The sequence below is a fragment of the Sulfurospirillum sp. hDNRA2 genome (assembly GCF_024206095.2).
Classification (GTDB): Bacteria; Campylobacterota; Campylobacteria; order Campylobacterales; family Sulfurospirillaceae; genus Sulfurospirillum.
In genome coordinates this window covers 1454889-1472892 of sequence record NZ_CP159800.1, presented here as the reverse complement: position 1 = coordinate 1472892, position 18004 = coordinate 1454889, and the positions used below count along the sequence as shown (strand labels likewise).

Here is an 18004-nt window from a genome sequence, read left to right as displayed (position 1 = left end):
TCTCTTCTTAGCTCTTTTTCGCACTTCTCAAATTCTCATACATTCGTCATTCGCGTGAGCTACAATATTTAGTGTTTAGATTAAATATAATAATTTATATTTTATTAAGAAATTTCTTACATGTCAAAAAGAGTTTACGAAAAAGGAGAGGCATCTATGTTTGAAAGTTTTAAAGCAAAAGCGGAGGCGTCGGGCAATACCGAAGTGAAGCGTTTTGCGACAACCTCAGAGGCATTGGGGTTTATCGAGGCGTTTATGGCGCAAGAGGGCGTTAAGGATGAAGCGGGTTCGTACGCCGTATGGGCGCAGAGTCCTATTTTAGAAGCGTTTGACAATGAAGCGATGGCTCAGAAATTTCCGGGACTTCATTTTGACGTGACGCGGGAATTGGCAAAAGGGGCAAAAGTAGGCATTAGCCAACTGAAATGGGGGCTTGCGGAGACGGGCAGTATGGCACAAGACTCGACCGACGTGACGCAACGCCTTGTTTCAGCACTGGCGTGGATTCACGTAGCGATTTTGCCGACATCAAAAATCATTGCGGATATTCCGGCATTGATGAGCAAAATGCACCCCAAAGAGGACAAATACATCACGCTGATTACGGGTGCGAGTAAAACCGCAGATATTGAGCGCGTACTTGCTATCGGGGTGCATGGACCTGAGCGATTGGTGATCGTATGTGTGGATGATTTAGCGTTAGAAGGAGCAGCATCATGAAAGAGGGTATGTCGGCATCGATTCATAAGGCACTTGAAAATCAAAACTTGGCTGGGATTTTAGACCGGTGGAATTATCCGGCAACCCGAGCCAAAGCGTTTGAAGGCGTTGACTTTGAAGCACTGCGTTCGAAAATCGCCGATATTAAAGGTGAAGCGGCGGGGCATTTGGATGAGCTTGCCCAAACGTTTAAGCACAATGCGGAAAAAAGCGGTATGAAAGTCTTCATCGCCAAAAGTCCCGATGAAGCGCGCGAATACATCGCCAATCTGTGCCAAGAAAAAGGGGTCAAAAAGATCGTTAAGTCTAAGTCGATGGCAACGGAGGAAATTCATCTCAACCATTTCCTTGATCAATTTGACATTCAATCGGACGAAACGGATTTGGGCGAGTGGATCTGCCAGCTTGCGCACCAAACGCCCTCCCATATGGTTATGCCCGCCCTTCACTTAACGAAAGAGGAGATTTCCGACCTTTTTGCGCAGGAAACAAAGCAACCGCTGGACAATGACATTCAAAAACTCGTCAAAGTAGCGCGTAAAGCGATTCGCGAGAAATTTTTTGAAGCCGATATGGGTATCTCCGGTGCGAACATCGCCATTGCGGAGACGGGTTCCATCGTCATCTGTACCAACGAGGGCAATGCCCGCCTTGTCACGACACTTCCCAAAATTCACGTCGCATTGGTCGGTCTTGAAAAACTGGTTCCCAACTATACGGACGCCGCGCCTATTTTAGCCGCGCTTCCGCGCAATGCAACCAGTCAGCTCCTTACCAGCTACGCTTCATTCATTTCCGCTCCCACGCTCAATGACGACGGCGAAATGAAAGAGGTGCATATCGTCTTGATGGACAACAACCGAACCGCGATGGCAAAAGACCCGAAATTTAAAGAAGCGCTTCAGTGCATTCGCTGTGCGGCGTGTTTGAACGTCTGCCCTGTGTACCGTCTGGTCACGGGTCATGTCTTCGGCGACATCTACACGGGTGGTATCGGCACGATCTTAACGGCGTGGTTTAACGAGCTAAAATCCGCTGAAGACATTCAAGCACTTTGCATTGGGTGTGACAAGTGTAAAGAGATTTGCGCCGCAAAGATCGACATTCCGGGGCTCATCTTAGAGATTCGCCGTCGTGCCGCAAAAAAAGAGGGTTTGCCGTTTATCTACAAAAGTGCGCTTCAAGTCATCAACAACCGCAAGGTTTTCCATACGATGTTGCGCGCCGCTTCTGTGGTGCAAAAACCGTTTGTGAAAGAGGGCTTTATACGCCATCTTCCGATGTTTCTCTCAGGTCTTTCGGAGTATCGAAGTTTGCCTTCCGTCGCACCGGTTCCGTTTCGCGATCTTTTTACGAGCATCCGACAACCTAAATGCGAGCAAAAAGCGGCATTTTACGCGGGCTGTGCGTTGGATTTCGTTTACCCCGATGCGGGCGTGGCGATTGTGAAGATTTTGAACAAAGCGGGCATTGAAGTGCTCTTCCCCGAAGCGCAATCGTGCTGTGGCATTCCACACTGGGGAAGCGGTTCGTTTGATATGGCGGCCGACGCGGCGGAGCGCAACATTTTACCGCTTTTAGAAGGCAATCCCGACTATGTCGTGGTTAGTTGTGCCAGTTGTACGACCGCTTTGAAAAAAGAGTGGATTAAAATTCTTAAAGAACAACACCGAGAATCCCTCATCCCGCAAGCCGAAAAAGTCGCATCAAAAACCTACATGTTCACCGAATTGGTCGATAAGCTCATCAAAGAAAAACGCTTAACGCCTAAAGAGGGCATGGAACTTCATACCTTAACCTATCATGACTCGTGCCACGCCAAACGTCACGTAGGCGTTTTCAAAGAGCCTCGTGAAGCACTGAGTGCGGCAGGGTATGAGATCAAAGAGATGCACGAGTGCGATACGTGTTGCGGTATGGGCGGTTCGTACACCCTCAAACAACCCGAGATTTCGATGAAAATGCTCAAACGTAAACTTGAAAACATCGAAGCGACGGGTGCGGAGTTCGTGACCGCCGAGTGTCCGGGCTGTTTGATTCAGATACGAGGCGGTTTGGATAAATCAGGCTCGAAAGTCAAAGCGATTCATCCCGCCGAACTCATGGTCGATAAGTTTAAATAAAGTGTGAAGTCTACATGTAAGGAAGAAATTCCTTACATGTAGGATACTAGCGTTGATTTTTCAAGAACTCAAAGAAGGATTAGCGTGCGTATTGCTCTTTGATCTCTTCTTTGCTTGCTTCGCGTACGTCGGCGACGATCGCGTGGAAGAGAATCTCTTTGCCCGCAAAAGGGTGGTTACCGTCTAAGATGACATGCTCTTTCGTGACTTCGCTGACGAGGTATAAGACGGATTCGTCGTCGCCGACTTCATCTTCAACAATCTCTTCAAACTGTTCTCCGACATGGACGTGCTCGTCAAAATCGCTTCGCGGTTGCGTCACGACCAAGTTTTCGTCGTATTCGCCGAACGACTCTTTTGCGCTTAAAACGAGCGTGACTTCATCGCCGATCTTTTTGTTTTCCAAAGCGTGTTCGACTTTTTCAAACAGATCGCCGTATCCTCCGTGGAGGTAAACCAACGGTTCGTCGCCCGTATCCAAAGGTTGACGATTGCTTGCGTCAAAGAGCTGATAGCTGAGCGTGACCACGCGGTTTTTTTGAATGTTCATTGTTTATCCTTCAAATAGTTTTTTAAACGCTCGATGCCTTCGCGCATATGTTCGATGCTTCGCGTGTAGGCAAAACGCACATAGCAGTGTGTGCCGTTTTCGCCGAAGTCGATCCCCGGCGTGAGTGCGATGTGAATGTTCTCCAAGAGCTCTTTGGCAAACGCAAAGCCGTCGTCGGAATATTTCGAGACGTTTGCCCAGATGTAAAAAGCACCCTCGGGTTTGGCGTCGATCTCAAAAAGTTGCGAGAGCTCGGCGTATAAAAAGTCTCGGCGGGCTTTGAACTCGGCTTTGATTTTTCTAAGGTAATGTTCATCAAAAGCTTCCAGTGCGCCGTATTGGCTAAGGGTGGGAGCGCAAATAAAGAAGTTTTGCGCCACCATTTCGGCATGGCGGATTTTCTCTTTGGGCACGATGACCCAACCCAAACGCTGACCGGGCATACAATAGTATTTGGAAAAGCCGTTGATAACATAGACGTTATCGCTTCCAAATTCAAGGGCACAATGCGCCTCTTTTTCATAGGTTAGCCCATGATAAAGCTCATCGGAGATAAAAGCGATGTTTTTTGCTTCACAGTAGCTAACAAGCTCTTTAAGGTTTTCTTTACCGTAGATATTTCCCGTGGGATTGGCAGGGGAAGAGATTTGCAGAGCATCGAGTGTGTGTTCTTCTAAATGCTTTACATGTAACTGAAAATCGTCCTCTTTGCCGATAGGCATAAAGCAAGGCGTGATGTTCAAAAGATAGGCAAAGTTTTTGTAACACGGATACGAAGGGTCGCTAAAGCCTAAAGTCGCGTTTTTGCCGAGCGTTAAAGCATAGGCGATGAGAAACGCACCGCTGGTTCCGGGTGTTAAAAAGATTTGGTCGATGTCGATGGTGACATTGTACGTGTTGGCGTAATGCGCGGCGATCTTTTCACGTAGTGCGATGAGTCCATGGCTTTGCGTATACGAAAAGCGGTCGTCGTCGATACCGACATGTAAAGCCTGTTTGACGTTTGGAGAGGGCGGAAGATCGGGTTGTCCGATCTCAAAGTGGATACAATCGTCGTATTTTTCCGCTTCTTTGACGATGTCCATGACAATAAAAGAACTCATTTTTTCACAACGCACGTTTATTCCTAACAATTTGAATACGAGAAGTCTATTATACCTATAAAAGATTTAAGCCAATGAAAAGTCGTTCATACGAAGCGAGAGGTTTTGAGAGTGCATCGGCATTGCTTATATTTTAATCAAAATAATTACGTTTTTGAAGGCATAATGCTGACGTCGTAAAGGGCACTTCAATGCTCAAAAGTAACGGAACGCTTCTTGTATAGAAAGCCGTATCGAAAAAAATTATGAGGTGAACGATGCACGAATTGTATGCAACTCCCGAAGCAACTCATCGCTTTGCCAAACGATTTTCCCATTATAAAGATTTTTACGCACGTTTTGACGGGCTGATCTTTTCCAAACTGGGATTTGGAACGTTTAAAAAAGAGCCTTATAAAGAAGAAAACTATCTGTTCGACTACAAAGAAGCCTTAAAAACGGCGATACGCGGCGGTATTAACCTGATCGACACGGCAATTAACTACCGTTACCAACAAAGCGAGCGCGAGATCGGCGAAGCGTTGGAAGAGCTGCTAGAAGCCGGTGAAATCAAGCGCGACGAGCTGATTATCTGCTCTAAAGGCGGTTTTATTCCGCTTGATTTTCCCTTCCCTCAAAATCCTTACATGTGGATCGACGAACACATCGTGCAAAAAGGCTTGGCGCGTCCCGATGATATCGAACTCGATCAGCATTGTATGACGCCTGCTTTTTTGTACGATTCGTTGCATCGCTCGTTAGAAAATTTACGTGTCGAAACGCTAGACGTCTATTTTTTACACAATCCCGAAACCCAACTTCAACGTTTGGGGCGTCGTCATTTTTTGCATCGGCTTGAAGATATTTTTCGCTTGTTCGAAGCGATGGTTGAAGAGGGGAAAATACGCGCTTACGGTATTGCCGTTTGGAATGCGCTGACGTACGAAGAGCATAACGAAGAGCATATCAACCTCGAAGAGGTGTTTGACGTTGCACGTGAAGTCGGCGGTTCAAACCACCACTTTAAATACGTCCAACTTCCGTTTAATATCGCTAAAACCCATGCCTACTCCGTGCCGACGCAAAAGATGAGCGACGCAAAAGAGTACACGGTTTTACAAGTTGCCCATAAATTGGGATTAGGCGTTTTAAGCAGTGCTTCTTTGTTACAGATGCATCTGTTTAAGCGTCCCTTTAAGCCGGAAGTCGGCTATTTGCTCGATTCGAAAATGGAGCTTGAAAGCGACGTGCAATTAGCATTACAGTTTGTGCGTTCTACTCGCGGCGTCGTTAGTTCGCTTTTTAGCTCGAGCAATCCCGAACATGTCCTGACCAATCTCGGCATTGCCAAAACCAATGCCGCCACTCTTGCCAAATACAATCTTTTATACCAAGTGGAGCGTTAAAATGACGTATGACGTGATTATTATCGGTTCGGGTATCGCCGGACTGATGGCGGCGATTGAAGCGAAAAGCGAGACCAACAGTGTCGCCATCATTACCAAAGGCAATCTTTTTAAGTCGAACAGTGCCGTCGCCAGCGGCGGAATTAACGCGGTATTGGATCCTAAAGACGAAGCGGAGATTCAAAAACACATCGACGATACGCGTAAAAGCGCGCAAGGTTTGGGCAATCCAAAAGCGATTGCGTATTTATGCCGCCAAGCACCGCATATCATTCAAAAGCTCGTCGATTACGGTGTTGCTTTCGATCGCGACGAAAACGGAAAAATTTTACAACGCAGTTTCGGAGGCGGAAGTTCAAAACGCACCTGTTTCGTCGGCGACAGTACGGGTTCGGCAATTACGCAGGCGTTGATAAAAAAGGCGCGCTTGATCGGCGTGGATTTCTTAGTGAACCATTACGTGATGGACATTACGAAAATCGAGAAATACGTCAGCGGCATCGTCGTTTTGAAAAAGCAAGACTCTACGGTGGCGGTTTATCCGACCAAAGCCGTCGTATTTGCCGGCGGCGGATATGCGGGCATTTATCGAGGATACAGTACCAATGCCCAAGATTGTACGGGCGATTTGCTGAGCGTCGCGTTACGGGCGGGACTCAGTTTGCAAGATATGGAATTCGTGCAATTTCACCCGACGGGATTTGCTAAAACCAGTTACCTTGTTTCCGAAGCGGCGCGAGGTGAAGGCGGATTGCTCGTCAATTCGCAAGGGGAACGTTTCGTGAACGAACTGGGAACAAGAGACGTCTTGGCGCGCGCGATTTTTTCTCAAATCAAAGCGGGTCAAAAAGTCTATATCGATATGCGTCATATTCCCAAAGAAGTTTTGGAAACGCGCGTGCCTTCTTTGTACAAAAGTGCTTATAACCAAGCGGGCATCGACTTGTCAAGCGAGCTTTTAGAGATCAAACCCGTCGCGCATTACAGTATGGGCGGTATCGCTTCGGTGATGTGCGAATGCGATGTGAAGGGGCTTTTCATTTGCGGCGAGAGTGCTTCTTTAGGCGTTCACGGTGCCAATCGTTTGGGTGGAAATTCGCTTTTGGAAGGAGCAGTTTTCGGCGAACTTGCCGGAAAAAAAGCCAAAGAGTATGCGCATACGCGTGATCTTTTGCCGATCGATTATAGCGTCGTTATCAAAAATATGGATTTGGTACAACGCATTTTCGAGGGAGATTGCACGAAAAACTTCAACGCTATGCGAATTTCGGTCGGAAAGGTTATGTTCGACAAAGCGGGTATTTTTCGCAACGAAAGCTCCTTGCAAGAAGCGTTTGATTATATGAAATATTTGCGTCTGGAAGCCAATACCCTGCATTGCATCGACAAAGGCAAACACAATAACGTCGAATTGATTTCGATTTTGGAGCTTCGTAACGCTTTAGAACTTTCCGAAGCGATTATCTTAGGCGCATTGCACCGTAAAGAGAGCCGCGGTTCGCATTATAGGGAAGAGCATCCTTACATGTCAAAAGAGGGAAATCGTCACGTTTTGGTCAAAGAGCTTCAAAAAGGCTTTTTCAAAGTTTCGTATGAAGATCAATGGTTGACGCGCTTTTTAAAAAAACTATTAACCTAAGGAGAAAAAATGGCAAAAGTAATGTTACGCGAAGAGGGAAACGAAATCTACTTTTATATCGCAAAAAAAGATATGGAGGAGACCATCAAAACCATCGAATTTAACAGCGAAGAAAAATGGGGCGGCGAAGTGGTTTTGAGTAACGACGAAACGTGGTGGATACAACCAGGTCCCAAGAACCTTCCCAAAGAAGAGGTGTGTAAAAAGATTTCGGAATAACATGTGGGTTTGTGGTTAAAATATAAACATAAAAAGTGGATATTAAATATTCATTTTGTCTATAATTACGTATCGAAACTAGCGGTTTAGGAGTGTACGATGGTTCCATTAGACGCAAAATGTGGAGATTGTCTGAACACGAGAGAACTAATGACACTCTATGAAACGGCAACGGTCGTTTCCAATTCACTGAATTTGGTCGCATCGCTTGAAAAAGCGTTAATGATTTTAAAAAATAGATTGCATCTTGAAAAATGCGTAATTCATACGCTCGGCGAAGATAATATTTTAAGCGTTTATGCCAGTATCGATTTTAGCAGACACCAAAAAGAGTTGGCGACGTATAAACTCGGCGAAGGCGTCACGGGACACGCCGCGGAGAGTAAAGAGCCCGTCGTCATCGAAAACCTTCATAACGATATGATGTTTTTAAACAAATCGGGCAATCGCGATCAAAGCGCGATTTCGTATATTGCCGTGCCGATGTTGGTCGATCAAGAGGTCATCGGCGTTTTGGGTGCCAGTACGACGCGTAAGACGGCGATTGATTTTGAAAGTACGATTCGCGTTTTGACGATTTTGAGTTCGATTTTTGCTCAATCCATTCGCTCGCACGATATTAATTTGAAAGAAAAAGAGCGTCTCAAAGAGTTAAAACTTTACTACAAAATGGAGTGGGACTCGAAGGTTCACAATTTCGGCGACATTATCGGAGAAAGTCCGAAAATGAAGATGGTCTACAACGTCGTCGAGCGGATCGCCGAGAGTAACGTCACGGTGTTGGTACGAGGCGAAACGGGTACGGGTAAGGAACTCGTCGCCGCCGCGATTCACAAACGCTCCAAACGCAAAGAAGAGCCTTTTGTGAAGCTCAACTGCGCGGCGATTACCGATACTTTGATCGAAAGCGAACTTTTCGGGCATGAAAAAGGGGCGTTTACCGATGCGAAAGAGGCGCGCAAGGGTCGTTTCGAACTTGCCGACGGCGGAACGCTCTTTTTAGACGAGATCGGCGATATTTCGGCTTCGGCGCAAGTCAAACTGTTACGCGTTTTACAAGAACGCGAATTTGAGCGCGTCGGCGGCAGTAAAACGATTAAAGTCAACGTTCGTTTGGTCGCCGCAACCAATCGCAATTTGGAAGAGATGGTAAAAAACGGGACGTTCAGAGAAGATTTGTACTATCGTCTCAACGTCATTCCTATCGATTTGCCGCCGCTTCGCGAACGCGGCGACGATATTGCGTTGCTCGTCAATTTCTTTTTACAAAAATCGATGAGCAATCATAAGAAAAAAGTGCTTATTACCGACGAAGCGATGGAAATCTTGTGCCAATACACGTGGCCAGGAAACGTGCGAGAGCTGGAAAATACGGTTGAGAGAATCGTATTGATGGGAAGCGAAGACGGTATTAGTGCGGATGAAATGCTGTTGCTTTTACCGGCGTTTAACCAAAAACTAATGTGCCAACGAAGGATCATGAGTGAAGAAGCATGAATTAGAAGCCCAAATTAAAGAGGGCACGACGGTTCCTTTCATCGGAATGGGCGTTTTTAAAGGCACAAAGACCGAAGACGGCTTTCAAATTCCTTTTGACAGCGATTCGATGATTTTAGCGTTAAATTCGGGGCGCGCGATGTCTCCAAGGCTGATGTACGAGTATTCGCGCGCGGCGATGAGCTTGGAACAACGCAAAGGACGAGCGTATATCGAAGGAATGACAAACCATATCTTTACGGCAAAGCCTTACGCAATGCCTGAGGTGTACGTGTGGCTCAAAACCTTGATGCCTCGCTACGTCGTCGATCTTAATCTGGACGATTCGCTGCTCAAACTGTACGATGCGACGGAGCATTTTTTGATTACGGGCGTGAGTCGTATTATGGCGGGGTATGATCGTTTTATCGTGTATCGTTACGACGTTGCGACTCAAACCTATACGCGTGTCGACAAAGAAGCCTTACATGTACAAATTCCTATCGTTTTTAAACCGCTCGGCTGTACGGTTCCCGAGAAAAACTTTATTATTTCCGATGCCGATTTTGTCGATTGGTTGACCGAAGCGATGGGTGGTTACGCGCTTCCTCCTTTATTGAAAACCTATAAAAACGACAAAAGCTATCTTTTCCTCGGCGTCGATTTCGATCGCGATACTTTTCGTATGGTAGCAAACGAGATTACGTTAGGATTGAAAGGCGGTTATACGATCAACGATCAAGAGACGATGCGTAAAAAAGAGGAAAAGTTTTTGAAAGCCCATCGTGTCGAAAAGCTTCCCGTTTCATTAGAAACATTTTTAAAGAGTGCCGAGTAGCACTCTTTATAATATATTTATTCTTCGACGCTTACTTCAACGGGATCGCTCTCCCAAATACCGTGTTTAGTACAGTAGCTTTGTGCGACGAGGTGGAGTTTTTTACCGGTCGGAACGATCGTAAACGTGACTTCCGCTTGACCTTTTTTATCTTGTCCTCCGAGTGTTCCGGCGACAAAATCGGCTCTTGCTAAAAGCGTTTCGCCGTTGTAAAGTTGGATATTGGCGATGTAGTGGTCAAAATCGTCCGGATGTGTATAGGCGTTTCCGACTTTAACGGTTACTTTAAACGGTGCATTTTGTTTAGCGTTTTGCTCACAGGCGATAAAGGGAGAGTGTCGATCGATATAATCTTTTTTAGCTTCTCTCTCAACGGTGTCGATATCGACGTAACGATTAATTTTTGGCATTCCATGACTCCTTGTTGTTTAAAAGATGTGAAATCATAATACACAATCGTGAAAATAACTCTTAAAAATAGGAGAGATAAAGTCCTATTTATAATTTTTTAAGGAGCAAAGATCTTTTGCTCCTTACATGTGAGGTTTTAGAGGAGGGTAACGCGAACGTTGTGCTTATCAACGCCGATCGCTTTAGCATTCGTTTCTCCCAATGCCAACACTAAAAGTTCGGGAAGCGTGAGGCTAAAAAGTCCGATTTCGCGACCGAGGAGTTTTTCGCTCTCTTTTTGGTAGGCGTCGCACATCACAAAACTGCGCGCGTCCGTCACGACGATGAAATCCGCCGCATTGTCGAACATATCGAGCATCGCTTTGCCGCAAAGTTTTTGGGCGGCTTGCGGATTGGCATCGAAGAGTTCGTATCCGTCGCTTTCAAAACGGTGCTCGTGTTTAACGCGTTTGAGTTCTATCAGTTCCAAAAGGGTGTTTAAATCTTCATCGCGGTTAAATTTGCGAGCACGGCAATATGCGTTGCTTTGGAAAAGTGCTGCTTGAAACTTCGTAAAAGGGTGCTTGAGCATCGTTTTGAGCTTTTCACTGTCGCAGACTTCCAGTAAAAAACGCTCTAAGCTTAAAATTTCGACGTCAAGGTTCAGCGTAACGCTTTTATCCAAGAGCGCGGAGGCTACTTTTTCATAGAGCTCGGGATTTGTCTGAAGAGCCTCTTTCGTTATAGCAAGAGAGCTGAACGAACTTTGCTCCGGACAGACGATATGCGCGTTTTCTTTCGCGGCTTTGGAAAGCGTGAAGGCATTGCGAATGAAGAACTTTTCTTGATCCAGCATCATCATCTCAAATCCGACGTCGGATTTAACCTCTTTTAAAGAGGGAACGTCAAGCTCCAACATGCGAAAAAGTGTTTGGGTCGCTTGCGTGAAAGGGGTTGTTTTATCGGCTTCGATTAAACTATCGAATAAAAAGTAACGTTTCATCGTCTCTCCTTACAACGTGTCGACGCGACGGGATAATTTTTCGACCAAAGGATTGAAAAACGGTCGATGTTGCATCATCGTGTTTTTCAATGCGGCGATTTTTCGCTCGACTTCGCCTGCACACGGATAGATTTTTTGGCACAATCTCGTGCGTACGAAGATACCGGTTTTTTCATCGGCGATCACGTTTAAAATTTTCTCTTTTTGCTCGGGATATTTTTGAATCATATCGAAAGCAAACGCAAACAAAGCGTCGCCTTGAAAATCTTCAATGACGTCTAAAGCACTGGAAGCATAACGGTAAATCAGATACTGCTCGTAAAGGGCTTTATCTTTACCGTCCACCCAAGCATTGAGCCGATCAAAGTTGCGATAAAAATCGTCGGTATCGATGATCATATCTTTGATAGCACGTTTGATGCTAAGCGGTTCTAAGCACAACTCTTTACCCATTGACTCGACGACACCTTTGAGTGTTTCGGAAGCAAAAAGGGCTTTTTGATTGATTTTAAGAGCCGAAAGAGCGTCTTTTGGGAAATCAAAGCTAGGATCTTGTGCCTGAATAAGCGTTAAAAGCGTTTGAACGCTTTCGTTAAGATCGACGGTGACGTAGTGGGTTTTGTAGTAAGGAAGAAAATCTGTTTTTGCGTCAAAGCGAAAAACGCTGAGGGCAAGTTTACACTCCATTTTTTCGAACTCCTTTTAAGGTAATACTCTATTCTAGCGCACTTTTACTTAAGGAAAACGCCTATTTTTCAAGTGGTTTTAGGCGCACGCGTCGCTATAATGGCTTCTTAATGCGTATCATCTTACAATAGCTTTCGTACAAAATTTTTGGTATAGGTAAAAAGCACCAAGGGTGCGTAGGCGTTACGTCTTGCAAAACCCAGTGTTAACGCAGCTTTTAGAGCTTTGCTCTCAAAGCATGTTAAGGTAAAAAAGTTTAAACGCAAGTGGGGTTACATGGACAAAGAGTCTTTTTTTATTTCACAATTTCCAAGTACGAGCATCGGCGACGACGGTGCGGTTGTGGGAAATTTCGTCTATGCAAAAGACCTGTTTTGCGAAGGGATTCATTTTAGACGCGACTGGATGCGTTTGGATCAAATCGCGCAAAAAAGCATGTTGGTCAATATCTCCGACGCGATTGCGATGAATGCAAAACCTAAATGGGCATTGATCGGCGTCGTGATGCCTAAAACATTCGACTACGCGCAACTCAAAGAATTAAGCGGAGGGTTTCAAAAGGTAGCACGCCGCTACGGAATCGACATCATCGGCGGCGACACGACCGCGGGGGAAACCTTGGCGATCTCGATTACGATCATTGCCGAGCGTCCTTCGCATGTTTTGTATCGAAGCGGTGCAAAAATAGGCGATTACGTCGCGTATACCGGGACGCTCGGTCGTTCTTATCGTGAGTTGACGCGCCTGTTGCGAGGAGGGAGCGTCTCTTCGTCGGGACGCTTTATGCAACCCGATCTTAAAGAGCGTTTCGTTTACAAAGCCGCTCGTTATTGGCATGCGGGTATGGATATTTCCGACGGACTCTTTAAAGACCTTTCGCGTCTTTTAAAACAAAGCGGTAAAAAGGGCGTTCGCTGGCTCAAACGGCTCCCTAAAAGGCTTACATGTAGCGGGGAAGAGTATGAGATGCTTTTTTGTTTCGATCCGCGTAAAAAACGAACGGTTGCGCGCCTTGCCCGTCAAACGCGCACGAAAATGACGATTGTTGGTCGCGTGCAAAGAGGACGGCTTAGGTGTCGTTGTCGGGAACATCATTTTTGAGGGTGACGTACTTCGCACGCCAACCAACATCGCAACGCTGGCCTCATCGAGCGTAGAAACCGTATGCAAAAGGGCATACTATTAACCAATCAAGGACATTTATGAACAGGCAATTTTTTCTTTCCCATTCGCCGATCAATGCGATGTTTACCAAAAACAGCAGTGACTTCGTGGTCAATGAAATCCCTCTTTATCCTTTCAGCGGCGAGGGTGAGCATTTGGTCTTACATGTCAGAAAAAAAGACCTCACGACATGGGATATGCTTCAATACCTTAGTGAAGTGACGGGGTGTAAAGTGCGTGATTTTGGTTATGCAGGACTCAAAGACAAAGAGGGCATGACGACGCAGTACATTTCGTTGCATAAAAATTTCGAGCCAAAACTTGCCAACTTTAGCCATGAAAAGATCAAAATTTTAGACAAAACCTACCACAACAATAAAATCCGTACAGGACACTTAAAAGGCAATCGCTTTTTTGTACGCCTTAAAAAAGTAGGCCCCATCGATGGGAAAAAACTTCAAGACGGTCTTAAAAAGATCGCTAAAGAGGGTTTCCCGAATTTTTTCGGCTACCAGCGTTTTGGCATTGACGGCGACAACTACGTTAAGGGTAAAGCGATTTTAGAGGGGAGTCGCAAAGAACGCAACCCTAAGATGAAAGAGTTTTTTATCAACGCGTATCAGAGCTATCTGTTTAACATGTGGCTTTCAAAACGCATCGAAATGAGCCGCTTGATCGAAGAGTTCAATGTCGCCGATGCGACACGCGCAACAAACCTACCCAAAGAGATGGTCGAAAGCCTTAAAAAACAACCCCAGTTTTTTAAACTTTTGCACGGCGATGTGTTGCATCATTACCCTGCGGGCAAAGCGTTCGTGTGTGAAACTGTTGCAGAAGAGCTTCCGCGTTTTTTAGCACACGGTATCACGATAGCCGGTTGGTTGGTCGGCGGTAAAAATATTCGTGCCGAATACGAGGCGGGCGAAATCGAACAGATGATTTTTAAAGAGAGCGTGCCTTTTTTAGACAAAATCAACGGAAGCCGTCGCTTTGCATGGAGTTTTGCGGAAGATGTTGAGGGTATTTACAAAGAAGAAGAGGCATGGTTTGAAATGCATTTTTCCCTTCCAAAAGGCTCGTACGCTACCGTGATCATCGAGGAATTACTTAAGATAGAATTATAAAAATTTCTTAATGGAATACTTTATGCAAGATTTCCTTTTAGCATTGTCGTTGGCGTAAAACGACGACGGTGCTAATCCGTAACGGAGCTTGCTATGACAATCAAATACCGTTTGATTATTTCCGCTTTCATCAGTTCATGCGTGGTTATTTTACTCATAGGTCTTTCGTTTATCACGATTCAACGGGTACAAATTCAAGGAAGTTTATACGAACAAATCATTCTCTCCAAAGACCTTTTAGCCGACATTCTTCCGCCTCCGGAATATATCATCGAAGCGCGCTTGGTCAGTTATCAACTTGCCGACAGCACGCAAGCACAGATTGAAGAGCACAAACACAAGCTTGAAACCTTACAAAAAGATTTTTTAGATCGTCAGCGTTATTGGGAGCAAAGTACTTTACCCCAACCGTTACGACAACTCATTTTGGAACATATAAAAGCTCCGGCATTACGTTATTTTGAAGTAACGGCAACCAAGTTGATTCCTGCCGTCGAACGCGGAGATTTAAAAGAGGCGTATGCCCTGTTACACGGTGAGTTACAAACGTATTATGAAGAACATCGTCGCTTTGTCGATCAATTGGTCGTGCTTTCCAATGAACAGGCTCAAAAAGACGAAAACCGTTCTAACGAAGCCTTAAAATCGGGATACGCAACGATGATTTTAACCGCTACGTTCGGTATCGGTATTTTACTCTTTGTATCGTGGTATACGTCACGGGTCATTCTTAAAAATATCAATAAACTCAAAGATATTGCCGCACTGCTTGCTTCCGAAAAAGCCGATCTTGCCCGTCGCTTACCGATTGAGAGCAATGATGAAATCGCGCATACTTCCGAACATTTCAATCGCCTTTTCGATCAATTCGAACATGTCGTTCTCATGGCTCAAGAAGAAGAGGCGAAAATGAAAGAGGCGCATCGCGAAGTGAACGAACATATGGCACAATCTCGTTTGATGATAGCATTAAGCAATGCCATGACCTCCGGTGCGATTGAAGGAAGCGTTGCTATACAACATACGATGCAATCGACGATAGTGACATTGCAGGAGATATTAACTCTGAACGAGCAAACCTCCGTGGTCGTAACCGACGTACATCAAAGCACCGATGAAATCATACATGCAATCGATCGCATCGTCGAAAAAGTCAACGAAACGCGTCAAAATGCTCAAAGCGTGACGCAAAGTACGCAAGAAATCGGTCACGTCATCGCTTTAATCAAAGATATTTCCGATCAAACCAATCTTTTAGCACTGAATGCCGCCATCGAAGCGGCGCGTGCGGGCGAACACGGACGCGGGTTTGCGGTGGTTGCCGATGAAGTTAGAAAATTGGCGGAGCGAACGCAAAAAGCAACTGCCGAAGTCGAAGCAACCATCAATATTCTTAGACAAAACTCCGAAGTCATGGTCGAAAACACCGAATCTACGGAAAACTACGCACTCGAATCGGCACAAAAACTGGATCGCTTCAAAAACGCGTTGCATCATTTAACCGATAATGCCGATGCGATTCGAAGGGAAAATCGACTGATTTCTTACGATATTTTCATTGAATTAGCCAAATTGGATCATATTATTTTTAAACTCAACGCTTATAATGCCCTTTTCAATAACGATACTAAAATAAACTTGAGCAATCATCACGAATGTCGTTTGGGCAAATGGTATGACGAAGGAGACGGAAAAACCGCTTTCGGACATGTTCCGAGTTTTCAACGTTTAGCCGCGCCGCATGCCTTGATTCACGAAAAAATCTTGGAATCGTTAAAATGCCTTCGTACCGACGGTTGCACGCAAAATGCCGCAGCTATTTTGGAGAATTTTAAAACCGTCGAAATCAAAAGCAAAGAGCTTTTTGAAGTTCTTGATCGAATGATCGAAGAGGTCAAAAAGTCGTAGCTCTTCTCTCCTTCAGAGCACCTTTAAGGGGAAGTTTGCTACAATAATCGTTCTAAAGGTACGGCAGGTGATTGCTTGGACGCGTGCGTTCAAGAGGAAAGTCCGGGCTACATGTGAGACATGGTTCCGTCTAACGGACGGCTAGGGTAACCTAAGGGACAGTGCAACAGAGAGTAAACTACCATGCTGACTATCATTCTTGCGAAAGCATAGCTTTTGTGAGATGAATTGGAGACGAGCTTTGCTTGTCTCCAAGAGGACAGTTTAATGGAAAAGGTGAAACGGCGGGGTAAGAGCCCACCAGCGCTTTGAGTAATCATCGCGGCTATGTAAACCCAACCTGTAGCAAGAAGGGACGGTTTTGGTCTCACGCTTCATAAACCCTTCGCTAGAGGCTTATCGTAAGATAAGTCGTAGATAAATAATCACCCCAGACAGAACCCGGCTTATCGCCGTACCTTTTGTCCCAAAGCCTAAAAAAGGATGTTTTTGGAAAATCTTATCTTTTTAGCGCATGTGGTACTTTTAATGGTACTCTCTCCGATTATTTCTCGCCTTTTTCGCCTTCCCACAGCCGTCGTCGAAATTTTACTCGGTACGTTTGCTATTTGGTCGGGATTCTTACATGTCGATAACGACGTCTTTAAAAACCTCGCCAAAATCGGGTTTTTTTATCTGATGTTTTTAGCGGGTTTAGAGATCGATATTCAGCGTTTTTTAGAGTATAAAGATCGTTTTTTAAAAAAAGCGATGTTGTATTTCGGATGTTTATACGGTATTTCGTTTTCGCTTTATTTTATCATGGGTCTTTCTGCCGTCTATATCGTTGCTATACCGATCGTCTCGTTAGGGATGATTATGGCGTTGATCAACCAGCACGGACGTCGACACAAATGGCTTGAGCTTTCATTGATTATCGGCGTGATCGGTGAGATTATTAGCATCGGCGCATTGGTAATTTTCGACGGTATGATTACCCACGGGTTCGGTTGGCATTTTGTCAAAAGTTTGATGATTTTAGCCTTGGTTTTTCTCTCTTCGTACGTTCTTTTCCGCTTAGTTAAAATTCTTTTTTGGTGGTATCCGCAACTCAAAAATATTATTATGCCCAATCACGATACGATGCACCAAAGTTTACGTTTTAGTATGGCGCTTTTTTTCGTTTTGATCGCAACGATGCAATGGCTTGAAATCGATATGGTTTTAGGTGCGTTTATCGCCGGTATTTATATTTCGAATTTTTTTACGCATAAACGCGAACTGCCGCATCAACTCTCAACGTTCGGTTTTGGATTTTTGGTACCACTTTTTTTCATCTTCGTCGGAACGACGTTGGATCTTAATCTCGTGTTTAGTTCGCATATTTTAATGCATGCTCTGTGGATTATGATTGCGATGGTTTTGGCACGTATGATCAGCTCTTTTATTGCCTATTACAGCTATTTGGGATTTAAAAGTACAATTCTTTTTAGTTTGGGCGATTCGATGCCTTTGACGTTTTTGGTTGCCATTGCAACCATTGCGGTTAAAAACGGAGCGATCGATGCAAATGAATATGCTTCGTTTATCGTTGCCGCTTTAATGGAAGGTATTTTGATTATGACCTTGATACAGATCTTGATGTATCTGTTCGCCAAGTTTGAAAAAAACGATCTCTAAATAACGCCCGAGGAAG

The 18004-nt window shown here is 45.0% G+C and carries 16 protein-coding genes and 1 other RNA gene; 12 read left to right on the top strand and 5 right to left on the bottom strand.

The window, feature by feature from the left end:
• The first annotated feature begins 156 nt into the window (after positions 1–156).
• The gene (locus tag NL930_RS07405) at positions 157–720 is read left to right on the top strand and encodes a lactate utilization protein (protein WP_254376188.1); all 564 of its coding nucleotides are present in this window, start codon (positions 157–159) and stop codon (positions 718–720) included.
• The gene (ldhH, locus tag NL930_RS07400; protein ID WP_254376187.1) at positions 717–2843 is read left to right on the top strand and encodes an L-lactate dehydrogenase (quinone) large subunit LdhH; all 2127 of its coding nucleotides are present in this window, start codon (positions 717–719) and stop codon (positions 2841–2843) included. Before NL930_RS07405 ends, ldhH begins: the two co-directional genes overlap by 4 nt.
• Positions 2844–2922: 79 nt before the next feature.
• Here the strand turns inward: ldhH and NL930_RS07395 are convergent, their stop codons facing one another.
• Together NL930_RS07395 and NL930_RS07390 are read right to left on the bottom strand one after the other, a co-directional pair.
• Positions 2923–3393, bottom strand: a complete 471-nt coding sequence (locus NL930_RS07395) for a peptidylprolyl isomerase (protein ID WP_254376186.1) — start codon at positions 3391–3393, stop codon at positions 2923–2925.
• Positions 3390–4511, bottom strand: coding sequence for a pyridoxal phosphate-dependent aminotransferase (locus NL930_RS07390; protein WP_039675672.1), 1122 nt, complete (start codon positions 4509–4511; stop codon positions 3390–3392). Before NL930_RS07390 ends, NL930_RS07395 begins: the two co-directional genes overlap by 4 nt.
• A gap of 242 nt (positions 4512–4753) precedes the next feature.
• On the opposite strand from NL930_RS07390, the gene NL930_RS07385 reads away from it, so the two are divergent.
• The 5 genes from NL930_RS07385 (at position 4754) to NL930_RS07365 (ending at position 10053) form a co-directional block, all read left to right on the top strand.
• The gene (locus NL930_RS07385) at positions 4754–5881 is read left to right on the top strand and encodes an aldo/keto reductase (RefSeq protein WP_254376185.1); all 1128 of its coding nucleotides are present in this window, start codon (positions 4754–4756) and stop codon (positions 5879–5881) included.
• 1 nt (position 5882) lies between these two features.
• Complete coding sequence (locus tag NL930_RS07380) at positions 5883–7520, top strand: L-aspartate oxidase (RefSeq protein ID WP_254376184.1); 1638 nt, start codon at positions 5883–5885, stop codon at positions 7518–7520.
• A 9-nt stretch (positions 7521–7529) separates the two neighbouring features.
• Positions 7530–7739: a putative nitrogen fixation protein NifT gene (nifT, locus tag NL930_RS07375; protein WP_039675666.1), complete on the top strand. Its 210-nt coding sequence runs from the start codon at positions 7530–7532 to the stop codon at positions 7737–7739.
• Positions 7740–7889: 150 nt separating this feature from the next.
• Positions 7890–9236: a sigma 54-interacting transcriptional regulator gene (locus NL930_RS07370; protein ID WP_231964758.1), complete on the top strand. Its 1347-nt coding sequence runs from the start codon at positions 7890–7892 to the stop codon at positions 9234–9236.
• Positions 9223–10053: an SIR2 family protein gene (locus NL930_RS07365; RefSeq protein WP_254376183.1), complete on the top strand. Its 831-nt coding sequence runs from the start codon at positions 9223–9225 to the stop codon at positions 10051–10053. Before NL930_RS07370 ends, NL930_RS07365 begins: the two co-directional genes overlap by 14 nt.
• A gap of 17 nt (positions 10054–10070) precedes the next feature.
• Here NL930_RS07365 and NL930_RS07360 read toward each other — a convergent pair whose 3' ends face one another.
• The 3 genes from NL930_RS07360 to NL930_RS07350 form a co-directional block, all read right to left on the bottom strand.
• Positions 10071–10463 (bottom strand): class II SORL domain-containing protein, encoded by a 393-nt coding sequence (locus NL930_RS07360; protein ID WP_254376182.1) that lies wholly within the window; start codon positions 10461–10463, stop codon positions 10071–10073.
• A gap of 137 nt (positions 10464–10600) precedes the next feature.
• Positions 10601–11446, bottom strand: a complete 846-nt coding sequence (locus NL930_RS07355) for a heterodisulfide reductase (protein ID WP_254376181.1) — start codon at positions 11444–11446, stop codon at positions 10601–10603.
• Between the two features lie 9 nt (positions 11447–11455).
• Positions 11456–12133, bottom strand: a complete 678-nt coding sequence (locus NL930_RS07350) for a DUF5644 domain-containing protein (protein WP_060826022.1) — start codon at positions 12131–12133, stop codon at positions 11456–11458.
• 276 nt (positions 12134–12409) lie between these two features.
• Here NL930_RS07350 and NL930_RS07345 point away from each other — a divergent pair, with 276 nt between their 5' ends.
• From NL930_RS07345 to NL930_RS07325, 5 genes are all read left to right on the top strand, one after another.
• Entirely contained in the window at positions 12410–13234 is an 825-nt protein-coding gene (locus NL930_RS07345; protein ID WP_254376180.1) for a thiamine-phosphate kinase, read from the top strand.
• A 101-nt stretch (positions 13235–13335) separates the two neighbouring features.
• Entirely contained in the window at positions 13336–14421 is a 1086-nt protein-coding gene (gene truD / locus NL930_RS07340) for a tRNA pseudouridine(13) synthase TruD (protein WP_254376179.1), read from the top strand.
• A 93-nt stretch (positions 14422–14514) separates the two neighbouring features.
• On the top strand, positions 14515–16329 hold the full coding sequence (locus NL930_RS07335; RefSeq protein WP_254376178.1) for a methyl-accepting chemotaxis protein: 1815 nt from the start codon (positions 14515–14517) through the stop codon (positions 16327–16329).
• A 55-nt stretch (positions 16330–16384) separates the two neighbouring features.
• Positions 16385–16794, top strand: an RNA gene (gene rnpB / locus NL930_RS07330) — RNase P RNA component class A.
• Between the two features lie 24 nt (positions 16795–16818).
• Complete coding sequence (locus NL930_RS07325) at positions 16819–17988, top strand: cation:proton antiporter (protein ID WP_373027857.1); 1170 nt, start codon at positions 16819–16821, stop codon at positions 17986–17988.
• The last annotated feature ends 16 nt before the right edge of the window (positions 17989–18004 follow it).

What these genes read in the sequence shown, in the direction of transcription:
- NL930_RS07405 (WP_254376188.1), top strand. Translation starts at nt 157, where the DNA reads ATGTTTGAAAGTTTTAAAGCAAAAGCGGAGGCGTCGGGCAATACCGAA.
- ldhH (WP_254376187.1), top strand. Translation starts at nt 717, where the DNA reads ATGAAAGAGGGTATGTCGGCATCGATTCATAAGGCACTTGAAAATCAA.
- NL930_RS07395 (WP_254376186.1), bottom strand. Translation starts at nt 3,393, where the DNA reads ATGAACATTCAAAAAAACCGCGTGGTCACGCTCAGCTATCAGCTCTTT.
- NL930_RS07385 (WP_254376185.1), top strand. Translation starts at nt 4,754, where the DNA reads ATGCACGAATTGTATGCAACTCCCGAAGCAACTCATCGCTTTGCCAAA.
- NL930_RS07380 (WP_254376184.1), top strand. Translation starts at nt 5,883, where the DNA reads ATGACGTATGACGTGATTATTATCGGTTCGGGTATCGCCGGACTGATG.
- nifT (WP_039675666.1), top strand. Translation starts at nt 7,530, where the DNA reads ATGGCAAAAGTAATGTTACGCGAAGAGGGAAACGAAATCTACTTTTAT.
- NL930_RS07370 (WP_231964758.1), top strand. Translation starts at nt 7,890, where the DNA reads ATGACACTCTATGAAACGGCAACGGTCGTTTCCAATTCACTGAATTTG.
- NL930_RS07360 (WP_254376182.1), bottom strand. Translation starts at nt 10,463, where the DNA reads ATGCCAAAAATTAATCGTTACGTCGATATCGACACCGTTGAGAGAGAA.
- NL930_RS07355 (WP_254376181.1), bottom strand. Translation starts at nt 11,446, where the DNA reads ATGAAACGTTACTTTTTATTCGATAGTTTAATCGAAGCCGATAAAACA.
- NL930_RS07350 (WP_060826022.1), bottom strand. Translation starts at nt 12,133, where the DNA reads ATGGAGTGTAAACTTGCCCTCAGCGTTTTTCGCTTTGACGCAAAAACA.
- NL930_RS07345 (WP_254376180.1), top strand. Translation starts at nt 12,410, where the DNA reads ATGGACAAAGAGTCTTTTTTTATTTCACAATTTCCAAGTACGAGCATC.
- truD (WP_254376179.1), top strand. Translation starts at nt 13,336, where the DNA reads ATGAACAGGCAATTTTTTCTTTCCCATTCGCCGATCAATGCGATGTTT.
- NL930_RS07335 (WP_254376178.1), top strand. Translation starts at nt 14,515, where the DNA reads ATGACAATCAAATACCGTTTGATTATTTCCGCTTTCATCAGTTCATGC.